At 40.4% G+C, this 16933-nt stretch carries 14 protein-coding genes; 5 read left to right on the top strand and 9 right to left on the bottom strand.

Annotated elements, in window-relative coordinates; genetic code table 11:
* Positions 1-19 precede the first annotated feature (19 nt).
* From BLR37_RS06345 to BLR37_RS06325, 5 genes are all read right to left on the bottom strand, one after another.
* Entirely contained in the window at positions 20-517 is a 498-nt protein-coding gene (locus BLR37_RS06345; RefSeq protein WP_090765995.1) for a hypothetical protein, read from the bottom strand.
* Between the two features lie 20 nt (positions 518-537).
* Positions 538-1932, bottom strand: coding sequence for a c-type cytochrome domain-containing protein (locus BLR37_RS06340; RefSeq protein ID WP_090765992.1), 1395 nt, complete (start codon positions 1930-1932; stop codon positions 538-540).
* Between the two features lie 7 nt (positions 1933-1939).
* On the bottom strand, positions 1940-2872 hold the full coding sequence (locus tag BLR37_RS06335) for a sugar phosphate isomerase/epimerase family protein (protein ID WP_090765990.1): 933 nt from the start codon (positions 2870-2872) through the stop codon (positions 1940-1942).
* Between the two features lie 346 nt (positions 2873-3218).
* Entirely contained in the window at positions 3219-4730 is a 1512-nt protein-coding gene (locus BLR37_RS06330) for a DUF1501 domain-containing protein (protein ID WP_039474997.1), read from the bottom strand.
* 10 nt (positions 4731-4740) lie between these two features.
* Positions 4741-7479, bottom strand: coding sequence for a DUF1553 domain-containing protein (locus tag BLR37_RS06325; protein ID WP_090765987.1), 2739 nt, complete (start codon positions 7477-7479; stop codon positions 4741-4743).
* 218 nt (positions 7480-7697) lie between these two features.
* Between BLR37_RS06325 and BLR37_RS06320 the strand changes: the two genes are divergently transcribed.
* Positions 7698-8582, top strand: a complete 885-nt coding sequence (locus BLR37_RS06320) for an AraC family transcriptional regulator (RefSeq protein ID WP_090765982.1) — start codon at positions 7698-7700, stop codon at positions 8580-8582.
* A 102-nt stretch (positions 8583-8684) separates the two neighbouring features.
* Here BLR37_RS06320 and BLR37_RS06315 read toward each other — a convergent pair whose 3' ends face one another.
* Positions 8685-10499: a MutS-related protein gene (locus tag BLR37_RS06315; protein WP_090765979.1), complete on the bottom strand. Its 1815-nt coding sequence runs from the start codon at positions 10497-10499 to the stop codon at positions 8685-8687.
* 42 nt (positions 10500-10541) lie between these two features.
* Between BLR37_RS06315 and rlmH the strand changes: the two genes are divergently transcribed.
* Both rlmH and BLR37_RS25645 read left to right on the top strand, forming a co-directional pair.
* Positions 10542-11015 (top strand): 23S rRNA (pseudouridine(1915)-N(3))-methyltransferase RlmH, encoded by a 474-nt coding sequence (gene rlmH / locus BLR37_RS06310; RefSeq protein WP_090765976.1) that lies wholly within the window; start codon positions 10542-10544, stop codon positions 11013-11015.
* A 67-nt stretch (positions 11016-11082) separates the two neighbouring features.
* Positions 11083-11208, top strand: a complete 126-nt coding sequence (locus tag BLR37_RS25645; RefSeq protein WP_279615730.1) for a hypothetical protein — start codon at positions 11083-11085, stop codon at positions 11206-11208.
* Between the two features lie 60 nt (positions 11209-11268).
* Here the strand turns inward: BLR37_RS25645 and BLR37_RS06305 are convergent, their stop codons facing one another.
* Together BLR37_RS06305 and BLR37_RS06300 are read right to left on the bottom strand one after the other, a co-directional pair.
* Positions 11269-11808, bottom strand: coding sequence for a DUF5606 family protein (locus tag BLR37_RS06305; protein WP_039475015.1), 540 nt, complete (start codon positions 11806-11808; stop codon positions 11269-11271).
* A 135-nt stretch (positions 11809-11943) separates the two neighbouring features.
* Entirely contained in the window at positions 11944-12405 is a 462-nt protein-coding gene (locus BLR37_RS06300) for a peptidylprolyl isomerase (protein WP_039475018.1), read from the bottom strand.
* A 234-nt stretch (positions 12406-12639) separates the two neighbouring features.
* Between BLR37_RS06300 and BLR37_RS06295 the strand changes: the two genes are divergently transcribed.
* Positions 12640-13821, top strand: coding sequence for an asparagine synthetase B (locus BLR37_RS06295; protein WP_090765973.1), 1182 nt, complete (start codon positions 12640-12642; stop codon positions 13819-13821).
* A 284-nt stretch (positions 13822-14105) separates the two neighbouring features.
* Positions 14106-14837 carry an outer membrane beta-barrel protein gene (locus BLR37_RS06290; RefSeq protein WP_090765971.1) on the top strand — a complete coding sequence of 244 codons (732 nt, stop codon included), beginning with the start codon at positions 14106-14108 and terminating at the stop codon, positions 14835-14837.
* A gap of 85 nt (positions 14838-14922) precedes the next feature.
* Here the strand turns inward: BLR37_RS06290 and BLR37_RS06285 are convergent, their stop codons facing one another.
* Entirely contained in the window at positions 14923-16932 is a 2010-nt protein-coding gene (locus BLR37_RS06285) for a putative porin (RefSeq protein ID WP_244154607.1), read from the bottom strand.
* Between the last annotated feature and the right edge of the window lies 1 nt (position 16933).

Raw genomic sequence — 16933 nt, 5'->3', positions numbered from 1 at the left:
ATTTAATCAGTGACACAGTTTATTGAATAAACCCACCTTTTAATACCTCAGAGCTACCTTTTAATACCCCGGAGGTACCTTTTAATACCTCAGAGATACATTTTAATACCTCAGAGATACATTTTAATACCTCAGAGATACATTTTAATACCTCAGAGGTACATTTTAATACCTCGGAGATACCTTTTAATACCCCGGAGGTACCTTTTAATACCTCAGAGCTACCTTTTAATACCTCAGAGATACATTTTAATACCTCAGAGGTACATTTTAATACCTCGGTGATACCTTTTAATACCCCGGAGGTACCTTTTAATACCTCAGAGCTACCTTTTAATACCTCAGAAGTACCTTTTAATACCCCGGAGGTACCTTTTAATACCTCAGAGGTACCTTTTAATACCTCAGAAGTACCTTTTAATACCTCAGAGGTACCTTTTAATACCCAGGAGGTACCTTTTAATACGTCAGAAGTACCTTTTAATACCTCGGAGATACCTTTTTTGCCGGTTTTCAACCGGCAAGGTTATCAAATAACTATGGGGCTTTAATCACAGCTGTATCTTGTGCCAGCATGGGTACTTTATAATTACCGCTATCTAAACTTACTTTAGGCAATAGTTGCTTTATTTTCAACAAATCGGCTTTGTTTACATTGGTTTGGTACAAGTAGAGAAACTTCAGGTTTTTGAGCTTCTTAAGTTGATTAATGCCACTTAAAGTAATCTTTGTACCTACGAGACTGAGCGATTGCAGCTGATCTAAATCTTTAAGCTGCGCTAATCCGGCATCGGTAACGGCCGTATAGTTTAAGCTCAGCCGGGTTAAGTTTTTACAATCTTTAATTACTTCGAGTGTTTGATCGGTAACCTTTCCATTTTCTAATTTAAGCCAGATTAACTGCTTTTTTATCAATTTGATTAAATCCTGAACCTCTTTGCCCATCGAAGTGGCATTGATAAAGTTGGCAGATAGGTAATTGGTATTTTGGGCCACGGGGAAAACCGAAATGCCCAGATTGGTAAATTGCTGTAATACTTTGCTATCAACTGCATCTACCTCTTCAACCGGGATTTCGCTTGCTTTAACTTCTCCACCCACCGTTTCGCCTTTTTGCAATGCCGCCAAAACAGGTTTTATCATTTCGGGTTGAGGCAATTCTTTAAATTTCTTTTTAAAATCTGCCCCATTATCAATCCACCATTTTAATAAGGTAATTTCGTTGGGCGTAAGTTGTGGTTTCTCTTTTGGCGCCATGTGGTCTTCATCTGTCAGTGGCAGCAGTAACCTTTTAATCAGTTCGCTTTCATCGGCTTTGCCCTTTACCAGTGTATGTCCGTCTTCGCCACCTTTCAAAATAAATACTTCCTGATCGAGCCTTAATTTGCCTTTTTGTTTTTCGCTTCCATGGCAGCTGTAACAACGGCTTTTAAAAAGTGGTTGAATGGCATGCTGATAAACAAAAGCTTCCTGCACATTGGCAATAGGTGGAATAGCTGCACCACCTTTTGCACCATCTGATTTTAAGGGCGCAGTTAAATAATCGGCGCCATGGGTTAAAGAGCCACCTAAATGCCCGGTAATAGAAATCAGGATGATTAAAATGCCGCTAATGCTTCCCAGCACCATGTTAGATTTTACCTTCCGGTAAATAATTAGCAAAATGAGTGATAAAACTGCCACACTAATGCCCATCCATTGGTGATTGCTCACAAGTTTGCCGTCGTAATCTCCGCCATTGGCCAAAAAATATCCGGTAAGACAGGAAACAACAGCGCTAAGCATGCCCAGCAAAAGCATGATGGGGAGTGCAGGCCTTAAACCGGCGAATTTCGTCTTAAATGACAAAATGATACAAATACAGGCAAGCAGTAAGATCCCGATTGGAAGGTGTACAAAAACCGGGTGAAAGCGACCGAAAAACTCTAGCATCTTTTAATTATTGGTATCTCTTTCTTAATAAATTCATCATGTGCACATTAATTGCCCATTGATCGGCAACAGGTTGGCGGGTATAGGGCAAGGTAGGCATATAATCGGCCGGACCAAACTCGGTTAGTATGGTCATACGCTCTCCATTTTGTTTTTTACGCGCAATCACCTTATCCCACCAGGCCAAATGGGCTTCCAATACTTTAGTCCATTCGGGTGCCCGCGGATCGTTAACCTGTGGTCCTTCAGGATGGCCAACACGTGAATGGATATGATCTGTTTTCTCTAAAATAAAGTCGATAGTTTCTTTCTGATCGCTCAGTAAACTTTCGTGTACGTTACACCAGTGCGAAATATCTAAAGTAAATCTTACTTCCGGATTTTTTTCTGCAAAATTTCTAGCAATAGGCGCTGCAAACATCATCCGGCCACGGTGCGTTTCGTGGTAAATGGGAAGACCTGTAGATTTTCTTTTGGCGGTTACATAATCAATAATTTGTTTATTTTCTTCGTAACTGAAATAATCTTTACCCGAATGGCAATTGATATACACCGGCTTTTGATAGGTGTTTGCACAAATGGCATCCAAGCTGCTTTTGAAAGAAGCTAAATGCTCTTTAATATTGGTTTGCGATCCGGCACACAAAAAACCTATTTCTAATTTATGCTTTTTTACGGCATCGAAAAGTTCTTTTACAGCATTGGCTTCGCCTGGCCACCAAACCTCAATGCCATCATAACCTTCTTTTTTGGCTGCAGCACAAAATTCATCTCTTGTACCTGCAAAGCCCCAATCGGTTTGCATAAACAATAGCTGGTAACCTGCCTTTGCATTTACGCGCGTAGCTTCGCTTGCATGGATGTTATTAATAGGCGCCAAAAATGAGGCTGCAGTTACAACCGCCGTATTTTGTAAAAATTTTCTTCGGGTTTGAGACATATTTTATTGGTTCATTTGTTTAGTTGTTCATTGGTTCACTTTTATTCGTTCACCAGTTCATTAGTCATTAGTTCATTAGTCATTGCAAATTGCTTATTGATTATTGGTACTTACAAACTGTTAATTGCCAACTGAAAACTGGTAACTGCAAATTGCTTATTGATCATTATCCCTCCCATCGTCATTGCGAACAGAAGGGTTGGAGTATGTGCGTAGTGTGAAGTAATCTATTATTCGTTCACTAGTTCATTAGTCATTGGTTCATTCGTTATCGCCCTATTGAATATTGGTTATTGATTATTGGTAGTTGTTAACTGTTAACTGTAAATTGTTAATTGGTTACGCCCTAGGCCACAATCTCCGAAATCACTTTCCCCCCTACATCGGTTAGCCTGAACGGGCGCCCCTGGAAAGGATAGGTAAATTGCTCGTGGTTAAAGCCCAGCTGGTTTAAAATGGTAGCCTGAATATCAAAAGCATCAACCTTACCACTGATAGCACTGTAACCAATTTCATCAGTTTCGCCGTGGGTAAAGCCTTTTTTTATACCGCCTCCGGCCATCCAGATGGTAAAGGCTTCGGTATGGTGATCTCTGCCTTTAAACGGATTTTGTATCCCGTTGCGGTTTTCCATCATTGGCGTACGACCAAATTCGCCGCCCCAAACCACCAGCGTTTCTTCTAAAAGACCCCGCTGTTTTAAATCGAGTAGCAAAGCTGTAATTGGCCTGTCGATACTTCTGCATTTATTTTTAAGCCCGATGTTGAGTGAGTTATTCGGATTATCGCCATGCGCATCCCAACCCCAATCGAACAGCTGAATGTAGCGTACACCTTTTTCTACCAGTTTACGTGCAAGTAATACGTTATTGGCAAAACAAGATTTTCCGGGTTGTGTACCATACATTTCGTGAATGTAAGCTGGTTCATCGTTAATATTCATCACTTCCGGTGCCGAAATCTGCATACGGTAAGCCATTTCATATTGAGCTATCCGCGATAAAATTTCAGGGTCGTTATATTCCTGATATTGCTGTTCGTTGGCTTGATTGATGGCATCTATAGAGGCTTTCCTCAAATCGCGGTTCATACCATCGGGGTCTTTAATAAACAGTACCGGATCGCCCTCGCTCCGGCATTGTACGCCCTGATAAACGGAAGGCAAGAATCCACTGCCCCAAACGCTTTTTCCGGCATCGGGGAAACTGCCACCACTGGTAAGCACCACATAACCGGGCAAATTCTGATTTTCAGAACCCAAACCATAAGTTACCCAGCTACCAATACTTGGCCTGCCCAAACGTGGCGTTCCGGTATGCACCAATAGTTGCGCGGGCGCATGGTTAAACTGATCGGTTTTTACCGCTTTTAAAAAGCTAACATCATCAACCATGGTAGAAAAATGCGGCAGGTTATCGCTCACCAAAGCACCAGACTGACCATGTTTGGCAAAGTTGGCTTGTGGCCCAAGCATTTTAGGTACACCGGTAATAAAAGCAAATTTCTTTCCTGCCAACAACGATGGCGGGCAATCCTGGCCATCCATTTTCATCAGTTCGGGTTTAAAATCGAATAACTCTAACTGCGAAGGTGCGCCAGCCATGTGCAGGTAAATTACACTTTTGGCCTTGCCCATCATGGGTGGCGATTTTGGCAACAGCGGATGCGCGGGGTCGTAAGCAATTTTAGTTTGCGGACTGGAAAAAAGATTACCACAACTACCCAGCAGCGAACCCATGGCTAAAGCCCCTAAACCCATTGCGCTTTCTTTTAAAAAATGTCGTCTCGAATGCAGTCTCGCATTGGCCTCTTGTGCCTCTTTAAGTAATCTGTGTGCGTTTAGCTCGTCTCTTGTCATAACCGGTCACTTAATTTTTGGTAACTACCTCATCCAGGTTTAACATGGCATTGGCCACTAAAACCATCGCAGCTTCTTCTGGTTTAAATTTCTTCTGCTTATCGCCCATAAATGCCGATGCATCTGTTGCATTCTTTCTAAATGCCTGAAGAGCTTTTGCATACAATTCTTCAAATACTTTTAACCTGTTTTGCGGAATAGTTTTATACAACATCAATTCATATCCTTTCGAAATTTTGGCTGCATTGGTATTTCCGCCTATTTTTTCCATCCGCAAGGCTAGTTTTCTGGCCATATCGATATAAACGCTATCGTTTAGGGTTACCAGAGCCTGCAACGGCGTATTGGTGCGAATACGCCTTGGGCTGCAAACCACTCTCGATGCGCCATCGAAAGCAATAGCTGATGGATATGGTGCGGTACGTTTCCAATAAGTATATATGCCCCTACGGTACTGATCTTCACCTCCGCTGGTGCGCCATTTTGCACCGTTGTATGGCGAAAACCATATCCCTTCGGGTTGCCATGGCATTACCGGCGGACCATACATTTTATTGCTTAATACACCACAAACAGATAAACTCTGATCCCTGATCTGTTCGGCACTCAACCTCACCCGCGAACCACGGGCATAAAACTTATTAAAAAGGTCTTTTTCTTTTAGCTCTTCAGTTACTTTACTATCCTGGCGATAGGTAGCCATCATCACCATTTCTTTGAGCATCTTTTTAACACTCCAGTGGTATTGGTGCATAAACTGATAAGCCATAAAATCGAGTAATTCCTGATGGGTGGGTGCCATACCCTGCGTACCCATATCTTCTAAGGTTTCTACTAAACCCGCGCCGTACAACTGCTCCCATAAGCGGTTTACCATGGTTCTCGATACCAGCGGATTTCGTTTATCGGTAAGCCACATGGCAAGGCCCATTCTGTTATCGGGTGCATTTTTAGGCATGGCAAAAGCCAGTGAATTAGGTACTCCTACTTTTACTTCTTTACCTTTCGAAGTCCACGCTCCGCGTTCGAACACATAGTTTTTACGCTTCATGCTTAGTGGATTTTCGACCATAACAGGAGTTGTGGGTACCTGTGCATCCATCAAATCGGTAAAGGTTTTCTTTCTGGCTAAATATTCTGGTTTATCTTTTCCGGGAAACTGTTTGGTAAAATAAAACCAATCGAAGTAAACCATAAACTCATCGGGATTTTTTACCGAAGCATTGCTGTATTTCAGATATACATCGTGTACCCCACTTTGCTTAGGAAAATCGACAGTTACATTTTGGTAGCCCTGACTTTGCGGCACTTTCCACGATTTAAGCTCAGGCCCATTGGGTGAACCCAAATGCAGGCTCATGGTACCACCTGGCTTACTGCAGTTGTAACGCAATATCAGTTCATCAACACCTTCGAGGTTAACCGATTTTAACCTGGCCGATGAGCTATTTTTAAAGAACAACGCAATGTTATGATTACCAATTACCGAATTCATCAGCTCATCGGCCGTGGTAGAGTTAATGGCTGGCTGTCCGGTTTTTAAAAACAACTCAACCTCAGCGGCCCTTTCTTTACCGGCTACCGTTTTTACCCAACTGGTTAGCTGATTGAGTTCATTTTTCAGACTGTCGTTAAAATTTTTAAGCAAAGGGTATTCTGCCGATACATCTTCATCTCTCGTATTGTTAAAGTAGGACATGAATTTATAATATTCATCATGCTTAAAAGGGTCGTAAGGATGGCTGTGGCATTGTACGCAAGAAAAAGTGGTACTCATCAATCCCTCCCAGGTGGCATTTACCCGATCCAGCACCGCCGCAGTTCTAAATTCTTCGTTATTGGTTCCGCCTTCATCATTAGTTGGGGTATTGCGGCTAAATGCAGTAGCGATATATTGTGCATCAGTTGGATTGGGAAATAAATCGCCCGCAATCTGATCAGTAATAAACCTATCATAAGGCATATCTGCATTGTATGCTTTAATTACCCAATCGCGATAGCTCCAGATATTCCGGTTTGGATCGCTTTCGTAACCTTTAGTATCTGCATAGCGGGCAACATCAAGCCACATGGAAGCCCAGCGTTCGCCAAATTTTGGTGAGGCCAGTAAGCTGTCGACCAAAATATTGTAAGCTTTTTCTTCATCTTTGCTGTTCAGGTAAAATTTGGCCAGTTTATCCGACGGATAGGTACCAATCAGGTCTAAACTTACTCTACGGAGTAAAGTAGCCTTATCAGCAGTTTTGGCTGGTTTCAGCTTGTTTTCTTCGAGTTTGGCAAAAATAAATTTATCCAGATCATTGCGTACCCAGTCATTATCTACATCAGGCACTTCAGTTGGTTTTACACTAATATAGGCCCAGTGGTTACCCCATTTTGCTCCTTGCTTAACCCAGTCGCTCAGTATGTCAATTTCATCGCTATTTAAAGCAGGGTGTTTGTAAGGCATCCTTTCTTCCGGATCGTTAGATTTCAGGCGTTTAATAAATTCGCTGTCTTCCGGATTACCGGGGATAATGGCTGGTTTACCACTTTTGGTTTTAGCCAAAGCCTCTTCTCTAAACAGCACGCTGAAACCACCCTGTTGCTTAACGCCACCATGGCAGGCTATGCACTTTTTATTGAGAATGGGCTTAACCTGCGAATTAAAATCGATTGCTTTCTCAGCAGAAAAAAGTGAAAAAGCAATTAAACCGATCACAATTAGCGTAAAAGCTGATGCAAATAGTATTTTCCTCTTCAATAACATTTGTGTGTGTATTTAATACAGAAACTTATCCGCGGTAAAGCCTGCCGTTTAAATAGCTGAAATTACTATGGGAACTTATATCTGGTTAAAATAAATAAGGGCCTAATCCCTTTTAAATCAAAGGTCAATATAAATATAAAATACAAAAATGCATTAACTTGCGCAAAAGATGGATTATATTACTTTTGTAAAGCCAAATCAATGCCTTCAAATACCTGATGAAAAAACAACCGATTAGAAAAAAAGATGGGTTTGAGGACCAAAAATCTATTATTGTTCCGCGAAATGTGTTAGCTAAACAATGTATTGGTAATGAGATTATCAACAATCTTTATATTACCAATATTGGATATTACCCCAAAGCACAGAACCATTACCGGAAAAGAATTAACGGAGCCGAACAGCACATTCTGATTTATTGTTTTGAAGGCAAGGGAAACGTTTGCCTGGAGCAGGTTAATTATCCCGTTGAAGCCGGTAATTTTATCGTTATTCCGAAAAAAAAGGAACATGTTTACGAAGCCGATCCTGTTTTACCATGGACAATTTACTGGTTTCACTTTTCGGGCCCAGGGGCCGATCTGCTGGTAAGTCAAATGCAAAACCCTAAAGCTTATGGTGGTTTTAGCGAAGAAAGGAATACCCTTTTCAATACCATTTACAGCCGTTTGGAAAGAGGCTTTAGCCGTGAGCATATGATTTATGCCAATTTGTGCTTTCATCAGTACATCGGCGAGTTTATTTATGCCGACAAACACCTTGCAAACGATAGGGAGCTTGTACCGGATAAAGTGGAAGAAACCATCGATTTGATGCGCAACAATATTGAAAAGATGATGAGTTTGAAGGAAATGGCACTGGCGGTTTGCCTCTCCCCCTCACACTTATCGGCCATTTTTAAAAAGAAAACCGGCACCTCACCTATTGATTATTTTAACCAGCTCAAAATCCAGAAAACAACACAATACCTGCTTTTTACCAACCTGAGAATTAATGAAATTGCACAGAAAATCGGTATTAACGATCCCTACTATTTTAGCCGGCTTTTTTCGAACGTGATGGGAATTTCGCCCAAACAATACCGTGATAACAGGTTTAGCTAATCATGCTGTTAGCGGTTATTTATACTTTTCTGCCCCAGATGTTATTAATGAATCATTACGAATAACCAACTAAACTACAGACAATTAGCAAATCACACCACGTTAATCTAAAGTAAGCCCAATCTGTTTGAGTAAAATGGCCGCGTTAAAGGTTTTGCATGGGCCTTGTTTCAGCAGGTAGTCAAATTTCATTTCGCCATGGCTAATCTGGATATCGAAATGGAAGTTGCGTACCGTAGTTGGATAATCGTTAATCAGATCTGCCAGCTGTAAATCGTGCGTAGCAAAGAGTGCTGGTGTTTTTTCGGCAATCAGTTTTTCAACAAAAACTTTCGAACCCAGATATTTATCACGGCTGTTGGTTCCGCGCAGCATTTCATCAATCAATACCAAAGTATCTTTATCGCGCACCACATTTTCTAAAATCATTTTCAGGCGATTTAGCTCTGCTTTAAATGTCGAGGTGCTTTCGTTCAACGAATCTTTAATCCGCATGTAGGTGTTAATCGAAAAAACAGATAACTGGAGGTTGGTGGCACAAACCGGTGCACCCGAATAGGCCAAAACCATATTAATACCCAGCGTACGCAGGAAAGTACTTTTACCAGCCATATTCGAGCCGGTTACAATATCAACCGTTGGGTTTTGGTTTACATGAAAATCATTATCTACCCTTAACTCGCGACGGATAAGCGGGTGGCCTATCTGTTCGGTTTTTAAGGTAAACTGCTCCATTACTTCAGGGAAAATCCAATCTGGCTGGTTATAAGCGGTAGTAGCCAGTGAAATCAGTTCTTCAAAATCGCCCAGGTGGTTCAACGCAGCAATTACATCTTTTGATGAAGATTTATACCAAATATCAAGATTGATGCAGCATTTTAAATCCCACAGTAAAAGTGCATTCAGTATACCTCCTACCAGGATATTGAGGCGGGCATCAAAGTTCTGGATAATTTTAGACAGGCTTTTAATTTCCTGGCTTACGGGAATACGCGAATCAAATAAATCTAAAATGTAAGCACTTTTCCAGTTTTGATTTTCTGTCCACAAAATGGCACTGGCATAGCCATTTAACAAGCCGGAACTGCCACCGAAACTATAAAATACCTTATTAATTTTTGCGCTAAGCAATACATTCCAGCCGGTGTGGATGACAAACACCAATGCCAGTATTTTCCAAAAAGCACTGCTGATGATAATGGCAGCCAAAATTAAACCAAAAGTAACAAAGGGTACCAGCTTAACATAAAAGCGCAAAAATTTACCTTTCGCAAATTCCAGTTGTGGCCCCAGCTGCAGTTTGAGCTGTAGTTTAATTTGCTCTATTTTATCGGGATCGTAACCATGCAAATTGGCCCTGAAACTATAGGTCTCCTCAATTTTAGTGATTATTTCTTTTACCGCTTCTTGCCGGCTTAAAATGTTATCGCGTGTCGATTTATTGGCCAGTTTTTTCGCCAGCACATCGTTACCGTTTTTGGTACTGCAGCGATTTAAAAGCGCAAATAAAGATGCTTTCCCAAAAATATCGAGATCAGAAGTGTATGGGTGGGCTTCAGACTCGAATGCTGTACCATGATCGTAACCGTTCTCCTGACCGTTTAAAACATTCCATTCGTTCTGATACACCCACAATAATTGTTTTTTGTAATCAATTTCGAGATCGAGCTTGCTTTGCTTACGTACCACATAAGCAAAAGCAATTACAGGTAACAATAAGGCGATCTGTATCAGGGTTCGAAAGCCATCATCAGCAGAACGCACCAATAAAACAAAAAATAAGATCTCGGCCAGGAACAAACCTACCCGTACCAGAGAAAGTTTGTCGATTAATTTTTTGGTCTGATTGATACCATCAGTAACCGCCTTAATTTTTTCACTGTAACCCGATATGATCTGCGCTTGTAATTTTAACATTATATTTGAATCTCGAAATTCTAAAGATAGGGAAAATATTAAATGAAGATTACACTCATCGCCATCGGCAAAACCGAAGATAAATATTTAATAGAGGGGATTGATAAATACATTAACCGCTTAAAACATTACATTAACTTCAGTTTTTTGGCAATACCTGATGTAAAAAATGTAAAAAACCTGAGCGAGGCGCAACAAAAAGCCAAAGAAGCCGAACTGCTGCATAAACAGATCAACAATAGCGATATGGTAATTTTGCTGGATGAGAAAGGGAAGAAATACTCGTCGGTTGAGTTTTCCAATTATTTAAACAAACAGATGATTGGCAGTGTTCAGCATTTAATCTTTATTATTGGCGGGCCTTACGGATTCGACGAGAGTATTTACAAGCGGGCAAATGGTTTAATTTCGCTATCGGATATGACTTTCTCGCACCAGATGATCAGGTTGTTTTTTGTAGAGCAACTTTACCGCGGATTTAGTATTTTGAAGGGCGAGCCTTATCATCACGCTTAAAGGAAGATGAAAAGGTGGGTGAATATGGAAAAAGGAAATAAAAATCATCATTAAATAAAAAGAAACAATGTTACTAGATAAATATAAACGGGAATACAGGTACAAAAGTAACCAGGGCGGCAGCAACAAATACTTATGGATCAGCATTATTATTTCGCTGATTATCGGTGGTTTAATCTGGTATTTCGGGTAAGCGCATAAAAAAACACCAGACAAAATGCCTGGTGTTTCTTATCCTTTTGCAATAAAAAGCTTAAACGCCTTTTTTGCTGGTCATATTTGCTTTTTTAGCCGGGGCCGAAGTTTTAGTAGTTGCTTTTGCACTGGCAGATGCCTTAGCACCGGTAGCTTTTACTTTTTTATCAGCTGTTTTTTCTTCAGCTAATTTAACCTCTGCAGCTGTTCCTGGTGTTTCAGGAGCTTCTTCTGTAAACAAAGGAAGATCTTTAAGCAAGTTATACCAGGTAATAATTTTCTTCATATCCGAAGCATAAACTTTCTCCTGATCGTGGCCTGGGGCTACTTCAAGAAAATAAGCACGTAAATCGCCTTTTAAATCAGGTGTGCTTCCTTTAGCCGAAATTTTGGCAAAAATATCAGCCAGTTTAATTTCTTCTTCTTCACCATAAACCGTAATATCTTCTAACGAAGCTAATTTGGTGTTGGTGATGTTGGCTACAATTTTAGTTTTTTGCGCATCTAAGCTTTCTAAAATGTAACCTACTTTATTTTGTCCAACCAGTTTAAATAAACCCGGTCTGCCAGATACGGCAACAATTCCTCTTAAGTTCATATGTGTATGTGTTAAGCGGCCAGCGGTTGGCGTGTAGCGTTACAAAACTTCAGACCAAACGCTTAACGCGTTAATATTTTGCTTGGTGCGAAGTGCAGAGAGCGCTATGCCCAAAGCACTTGGCGCTTTGCTTTCTTAATCTTCTAAAACTTCAATGTTTACAATCTTATCGCCCTGACGGATATCATCAACAAGATCTACATTTTCGATAACTTTACCAAAACAAGTGTGGTTGCGATCTAGGTGTGCAGTGTTTGTTCTGCTGTGGCAGATAAAAAACTGTGAACCACCGGTATTGCGGCCAGCGTGTGCCATTGATAAAACACCACGATCGTGATATTGGTTATCGCCATCTAATTCGCAATCAATTTTGTAACCCGGACCACCAGTACCAGCTAAATGTGCAGTAGCAGGGTCTTTTGAATTCGGACAACCACCCTGAACCACAAAGTTTGGAATTACACGGTGAAAAGTTACTCCATCATAAAAGCCTTCTTTAGCTAATTTTTTAAAGTTTGCAACGGCTTTTGGCGCATCGTTATCGTAGAATTCTACGGTCATTTCGCCTTTTTCTGTTTTTATTATTGCTTTACTCATCTTAATATCGGTACTAATTTTTATAAATCTGTCCACTTAAAAGCACGAAGTTTTTTAAGTAGAGGGCAAAAATAACAAAATTGTATAACTTATAACACCATTAAATTTTTCTATCCAGTATAAATGAGGTATTTTAGTATTTTAAGTAATTCGGTTTTGGCAAAGAAATATTATATCCTCCTCATCTGTCTGCTCTTCGCTACGGGGCTTAAGGCTTCATCGTTGTTAATTTACATGGATGAAGACCAGAAGAACCACCTTAAAGCGTATGGTATAGCTTATTGGACCATTAGCAAACAAGTTGAAGTAGATTGGCTTTTAAATTACCGTGGAGGCAGTTTTCTGATCAAATACAATAAAGCTGTAGAGGATGAACTAAAAATCAGAGGCGTATCTTACGAGGTAATGGCCGATGGCAAGGTGGTGAGTCTGTTAAATGAAATCAGCGATCCATCAGTTAATATGGAAATGGTAAAACTGGAGAAAACCCCAAAAATTGCCGTTTACTCGCCCAAAAGTAAATTACCCTGGGATGATGCTGTTACCCTGGTTTTAACTTATGCCGAAATACCCTACGATGTAATATACGATGATGATATTTTGCAGGATAAACTGAGCAAATATGATTGGCTGCACCTGCATCACGAAGATTTTACAGGTCAGTATGGCCGTTTTTGGGCCAATTTCAGGTATGCCACCTGGTACCAGGAAGATGTAAAAAACCAGGAGGCTTTAGCTAAACGGATGGGCTATAAAAAGGTATCGGAAATGAAACTGGCCGTAGCCAAACACATTAAAGAGTATTGTGCCGGCGGTGGTTTCCTTTTTGCCATGTGCTCGGGTACCGATAGTTTTGATATTGCACTTGCCGCCGAAGGGGTGGATATTTGTGCCCAGATGTTTGATGGTGATGCCGCCGACCCAAATGCGCAATCGAAACTTGATTTTAACAAGGCATTGGCTTTTCAGAATTTCAGGCTCGACAACAACCCGATGAATTATGAATTTTCGGACATTGATGTTACCCAAACGCGCACGCTAAATCAAACCAACGATTATTTTACCCTCTTCGATTTTTCGGCCAAATGGGATTTGGTGCCCACCATGCTTACTCAAGACCACGACAAGGTAATTAAGGGATTTATGGGACAAACCACTGCCTTTAAGAAAAGTCTGGTTAAAACAAGTGTAACCGTTTTAGGCGAAAATAAAGGTGCTGCAGAGGTTCGCTACCTGCATGGCGAAATTGGAAAAGGCCAGTTTACCTTTTATGGTGGCCATGATCCGGAAGATTACCAGCATGCTGTAGGCGATCCGCCAACCGATTTAAATCTGCACCCCAACTCGCCCGGATACCGCCTTATTTTAAACAACGTACTTTTTCCTGCGGCTAAAAAGAAACCGCAAAAAACATAATTTCTGCAATAAGCAATTCTGGCATTATCCAATTCGGGCTTTAAACTACTTGCTTTATGCCCCGTATTCCTATTCTGTATACAATAGGGAACAAAATTCCTTTGCGTAGCGCAATACCGTAATTATACCAAATCATCACAAATACCATACTGTAAACCAACACCTTACAAACCGAATTGTAACACACTTGATACTTTGGCACAGCTTTTGGAAATGAGGTTAGTAATTAACAACAGGTAAAAAGCCTGATTTTTTAAACAAGATCTTTCTAAAAGAAAAATATTATGAAAAAGTTATTATTAAGTGCATCGGTTATTTTATTGGCAACTGGTGCTTTCGCACAATCAACTACGGGTACAACTTCAAGGTTCGGTATTAAAGCCGGAGTTAACTTAGCTAAAATTCATTCAAGTGGAGATAATGAATCTCTCTACAATGACAATGCTAAAAACAATGTTGGTTATAACGTTACTGCTTTCGGAGATTTTGGTGTGGCCAATAACTTCTTTATCCAGCCTGGAATTTCGTTGCAAAACAAAGGGGTTAAATTTGAAGGCACCAGTAGTGCAACTGTAGGATCTACTACTACAACTACTACTTCATCCGTAAAAACAAATGTAATGGCTATTGAAGTACCGGTTAATGCGGTATTTAATATTCCAACCGGCGATGCTGGTGCAGTGCAAATCAGTGCAGGTCCTTACATCGGATTTAATATTTCTGGTAAAAACAAAGGAAATACCACCACTACCACGGTAAATAACAACACCAATTCGAGTGTAACCAGTACCAGCAGTAATGACAGGGATTTAAGCTTCGGTAGCGCAAATGATAAAGATCAGAGCACTACAGATTTCGGAGCAAACTTTGGCTTAGCTTATCGTACTTCATCAGGTTTCTTGGTAGGTGCTAACTATGGTTTAGGTTTATCTGATCTGACTCCAAAAGACAGACAGGCTAACAGCAATAAATTTACCAACCGTGTGCTTGGATTTACGGTAGGTTATTCTTTCTAAGCAATAAAAAAATACCTATGAAAAACAAAAAACCTTCCCGATGTAATGTCGGGAAGGTTTTTTTTATGCTTTTTGATCGGGTTGCCTAATCGTAAAAGTTCCAGCTTACACCAAATTTCAATAAGGCATCCTGCATGGGGTAACGATTTACGGTAAAATACCCTTTTTGGAAAAGACCTTGATTTACGAAATCGTATTTAACAAAAATATTAGCCCGCCGTAAATTGGCCTTAAAAAAGACATCCACAATAGGCTTTGATGGCAAATTAACCGGATTAGCTTCATCAATATAAAATTGCGCAGTAGCCGGCGAATATAAATAATTGGCATACTCAGAATTATACCTTACATCAAAGCCAATATTTGCTTTCAGTACCTTAAAAAAGGTATTATTGAAATAAATACTGTTATAAGTATAAATTTCAGGCGTTCTTAAAACAGCGTTTTTATCTGTTTTTTGGTAGGCTATATAATTCTCTAATGCGAATTTACCAAAACGCCATTTCTTTGATACATCAATTCTGATTAAACTGATATCGGCAGTAGCCTGTTTAGGTAGGATAGCAGTTGTTCCGTTACTGTGATCGGCACCAAAATACAGGTAATTACTGGTTAAGAAATATCTTGCACCGGCAATAAGGTCGTATTTATCGTTAATGTAGTTGAAAGACAGGTTCAGGATTTTAGTATTTTTAAAATCGTTATTCGTCCATTTGTAGTGGTTTCCGTGGTAATAATCGTAAATCGCAGCTGGGCTTTGGTTTTGTGCATAAGCCCCCAGCTCTATGCGGCCAATGGTTTTACCCAAAAGGATTTTACTTTTGGCTTCATACAGATAATCGCCTGCATTTTCGCCCTGCAGAATTTGCTGTAAATCTAAATTAAAATCGACGTTGGTTGAGAAACGATAGCCCGCAGCACCCAAAACGGTAATGTTCTGATAGTAGGCACGGCTTTGCTCATAGCTGGTACCATCCAGTTTAAGCCCCAAAAATTCATGCTTGAAATATTCGTGCCTGATCCCTGCATCAACCTTTAGCTCATTTTTAATTACCGATGAGTTTTTAGGTCTTAAAAAGAAGCTGTAAATAAACTCATTTTTAATGTGCAGCACACGGGTCGAATCGTTGGTAAAAGTAGTGCTGGCAATTCCAGGGGGCAACACATTATTTATGTCACTTTCATTTTTTAAAAAATCGTAGGTATTGTTATTGTATTCAAAAGTGTGGGTAACCTTGTTGGTGGGTAAAACAGCATTATTGGCATTGGCAGAGGTATCGATGCGGCCAACATAATAGGTCTGCTTTAAAAACAAGGTGTTTTTCTTGTAAATATTTCGCGATGCTGAAAGATTTACCGGCTCGGCCTCCCTGCTGATTGTTGCATAATCGGGATTAAATATCTGATTGGCAGAAGTTACCGATCCGTTTTCATAAGCACGCATGTTATTAAAAATTGCCGAAGCCCACATGTTATAGCGTTTGCTTGGCGATTGGTACCAGGAGAATACGGCCACATTTAAGTTATCGCCCCGTTGCCTGGCATAAAACCCTTTCGAATCGGCGCGGTTAAAGTTTACACCCACATTCCAGTTGCGCTTAATATTTTGTGTATGAATAGCCCTGAAAAGCTGTTCTTTCTGTCCGGCACTTACAAAATACAGGCTGGTAAAGGGCGTCCGGGCCTGATAGTAGATGATATCTTCGGGAGTTAAGGCGTAGTAATCGAGCGAATGGAAACCTGCATCGAAACCTATGCGCTTGCTGGGCTCAAAAAGCAGCGGTCGGGCAGCAAGCCCCATGTTACCATTGCTAATGGTTGGGTGGGTGGGCTGTAAAAGCGGACTGTAATTCTGAATGTTTACCGTTGATGTATCCAATGGCAACAGGACAATGCTATCTTTAGTTAAAGAAAGCTTGGTAAAACGAATATATTTCGCTGTAAAAACTACCGTATCGTTACCCCCATCCAGCTTTTTCCTAACCGAATCAAGTTCTTTATTGGTACCTACGCTCGTTTTTAAATCTTGTGCAAAAGCTTTATTGATGCCCAAAAGCACTACAATCAAAAAACAGATCTGAACAATATTACGCATT

The sequence above is a fragment of the Pedobacter soli genome (genome assembly GCF_900101435.1).
GTDB lineage: Bacteria > Bacteroidota > Bacteroidia > Sphingobacteriales > Sphingobacteriaceae > Pedobacter > Pedobacter soli.
Note: the sequence above shows the minus strand (reverse complement) of the source record. Positions and strands in the feature narration are given on the sequence as shown.

Bases quoted from the DNA above. Each gene is read 5' to 3' on its own strand.
- BLR37_RS25645 (WP_279615730.1), top strand. From the start codon at position 11,083: ATGTTACTAGATAAATATAAACGGGAATACAGGTACAAAAGTAACCAG.
- rlmH (WP_090765976.1), top strand. From the start codon at position 10,542: ATGAAGATTACACTCATCGCCATCGGCAAAACCGAAGATAAATATTTA.
- BLR37_RS06330 (WP_039474997.1), bottom strand. From the start codon at position 4,730: ATGACAAGAGACGAGCTAAACGCACACAGATTACTTAAAGAGGCACAA.
- BLR37_RS06305 (WP_039475015.1), bottom strand. From the start codon at position 11,808: ATGAACTTAAGAGGAATTGTTGCCGTATCTGGCAGACCGGGTTTATTT.
- BLR37_RS06300 (WP_039475018.1), bottom strand. From the start codon at position 12,405: ATGAGTAAAGCAATAATAAAAACAGAAAAAGGCGAAATGACCGTAGAA.
- BLR37_RS06320 (WP_090765982.1), top strand. From the start codon at position 7,698: ATGAAAAAACAACCGATTAGAAAAAAAGATGGGTTTGAGGACCAAAAA.
- BLR37_RS06295 (WP_090765973.1), top strand. From the start codon at position 12,640: ATGGATGAAGACCAGAAGAACCACCTTAAAGCGTATGGTATAGCTTAT.
- BLR37_RS06290 (WP_090765971.1), top strand. From the start codon at position 14,106: ATGAAAAAGTTATTATTAAGTGCATCGGTTATTTTATTGGCAACTGGT.
- BLR37_RS06285 (WP_244154607.1), bottom strand. From the start codon at position 16,932: ATGCGTAATATTGTTCAGATCTGTTTTTTGATTGTAGTGCTTTTGGGC.
- BLR37_RS06340 (WP_090765992.1), bottom strand. From the start codon at position 1,932: ATGCTAGAGTTTTTCGGTCGCTTTCACCCGGTTTTTGTACACCTTCCA.
- BLR37_RS06325 (WP_090765987.1), bottom strand. From the start codon at position 7,479: ATGTTATTGAAGAGGAAAATACTATTTGCATCAGCTTTTACGCTAATT.
- BLR37_RS06315 (WP_090765979.1), bottom strand. From the start codon at position 10,499: ATGTTAAAATTACAAGCGCAGATCATATCGGGTTACAGTGAAAAAATT.
- BLR37_RS06335 (WP_090765990.1), bottom strand. From the start codon at position 2,872: ATGTCTCAAACCCGAAGAAAATTTTTACAAAATACGGCGGTTGTAACT.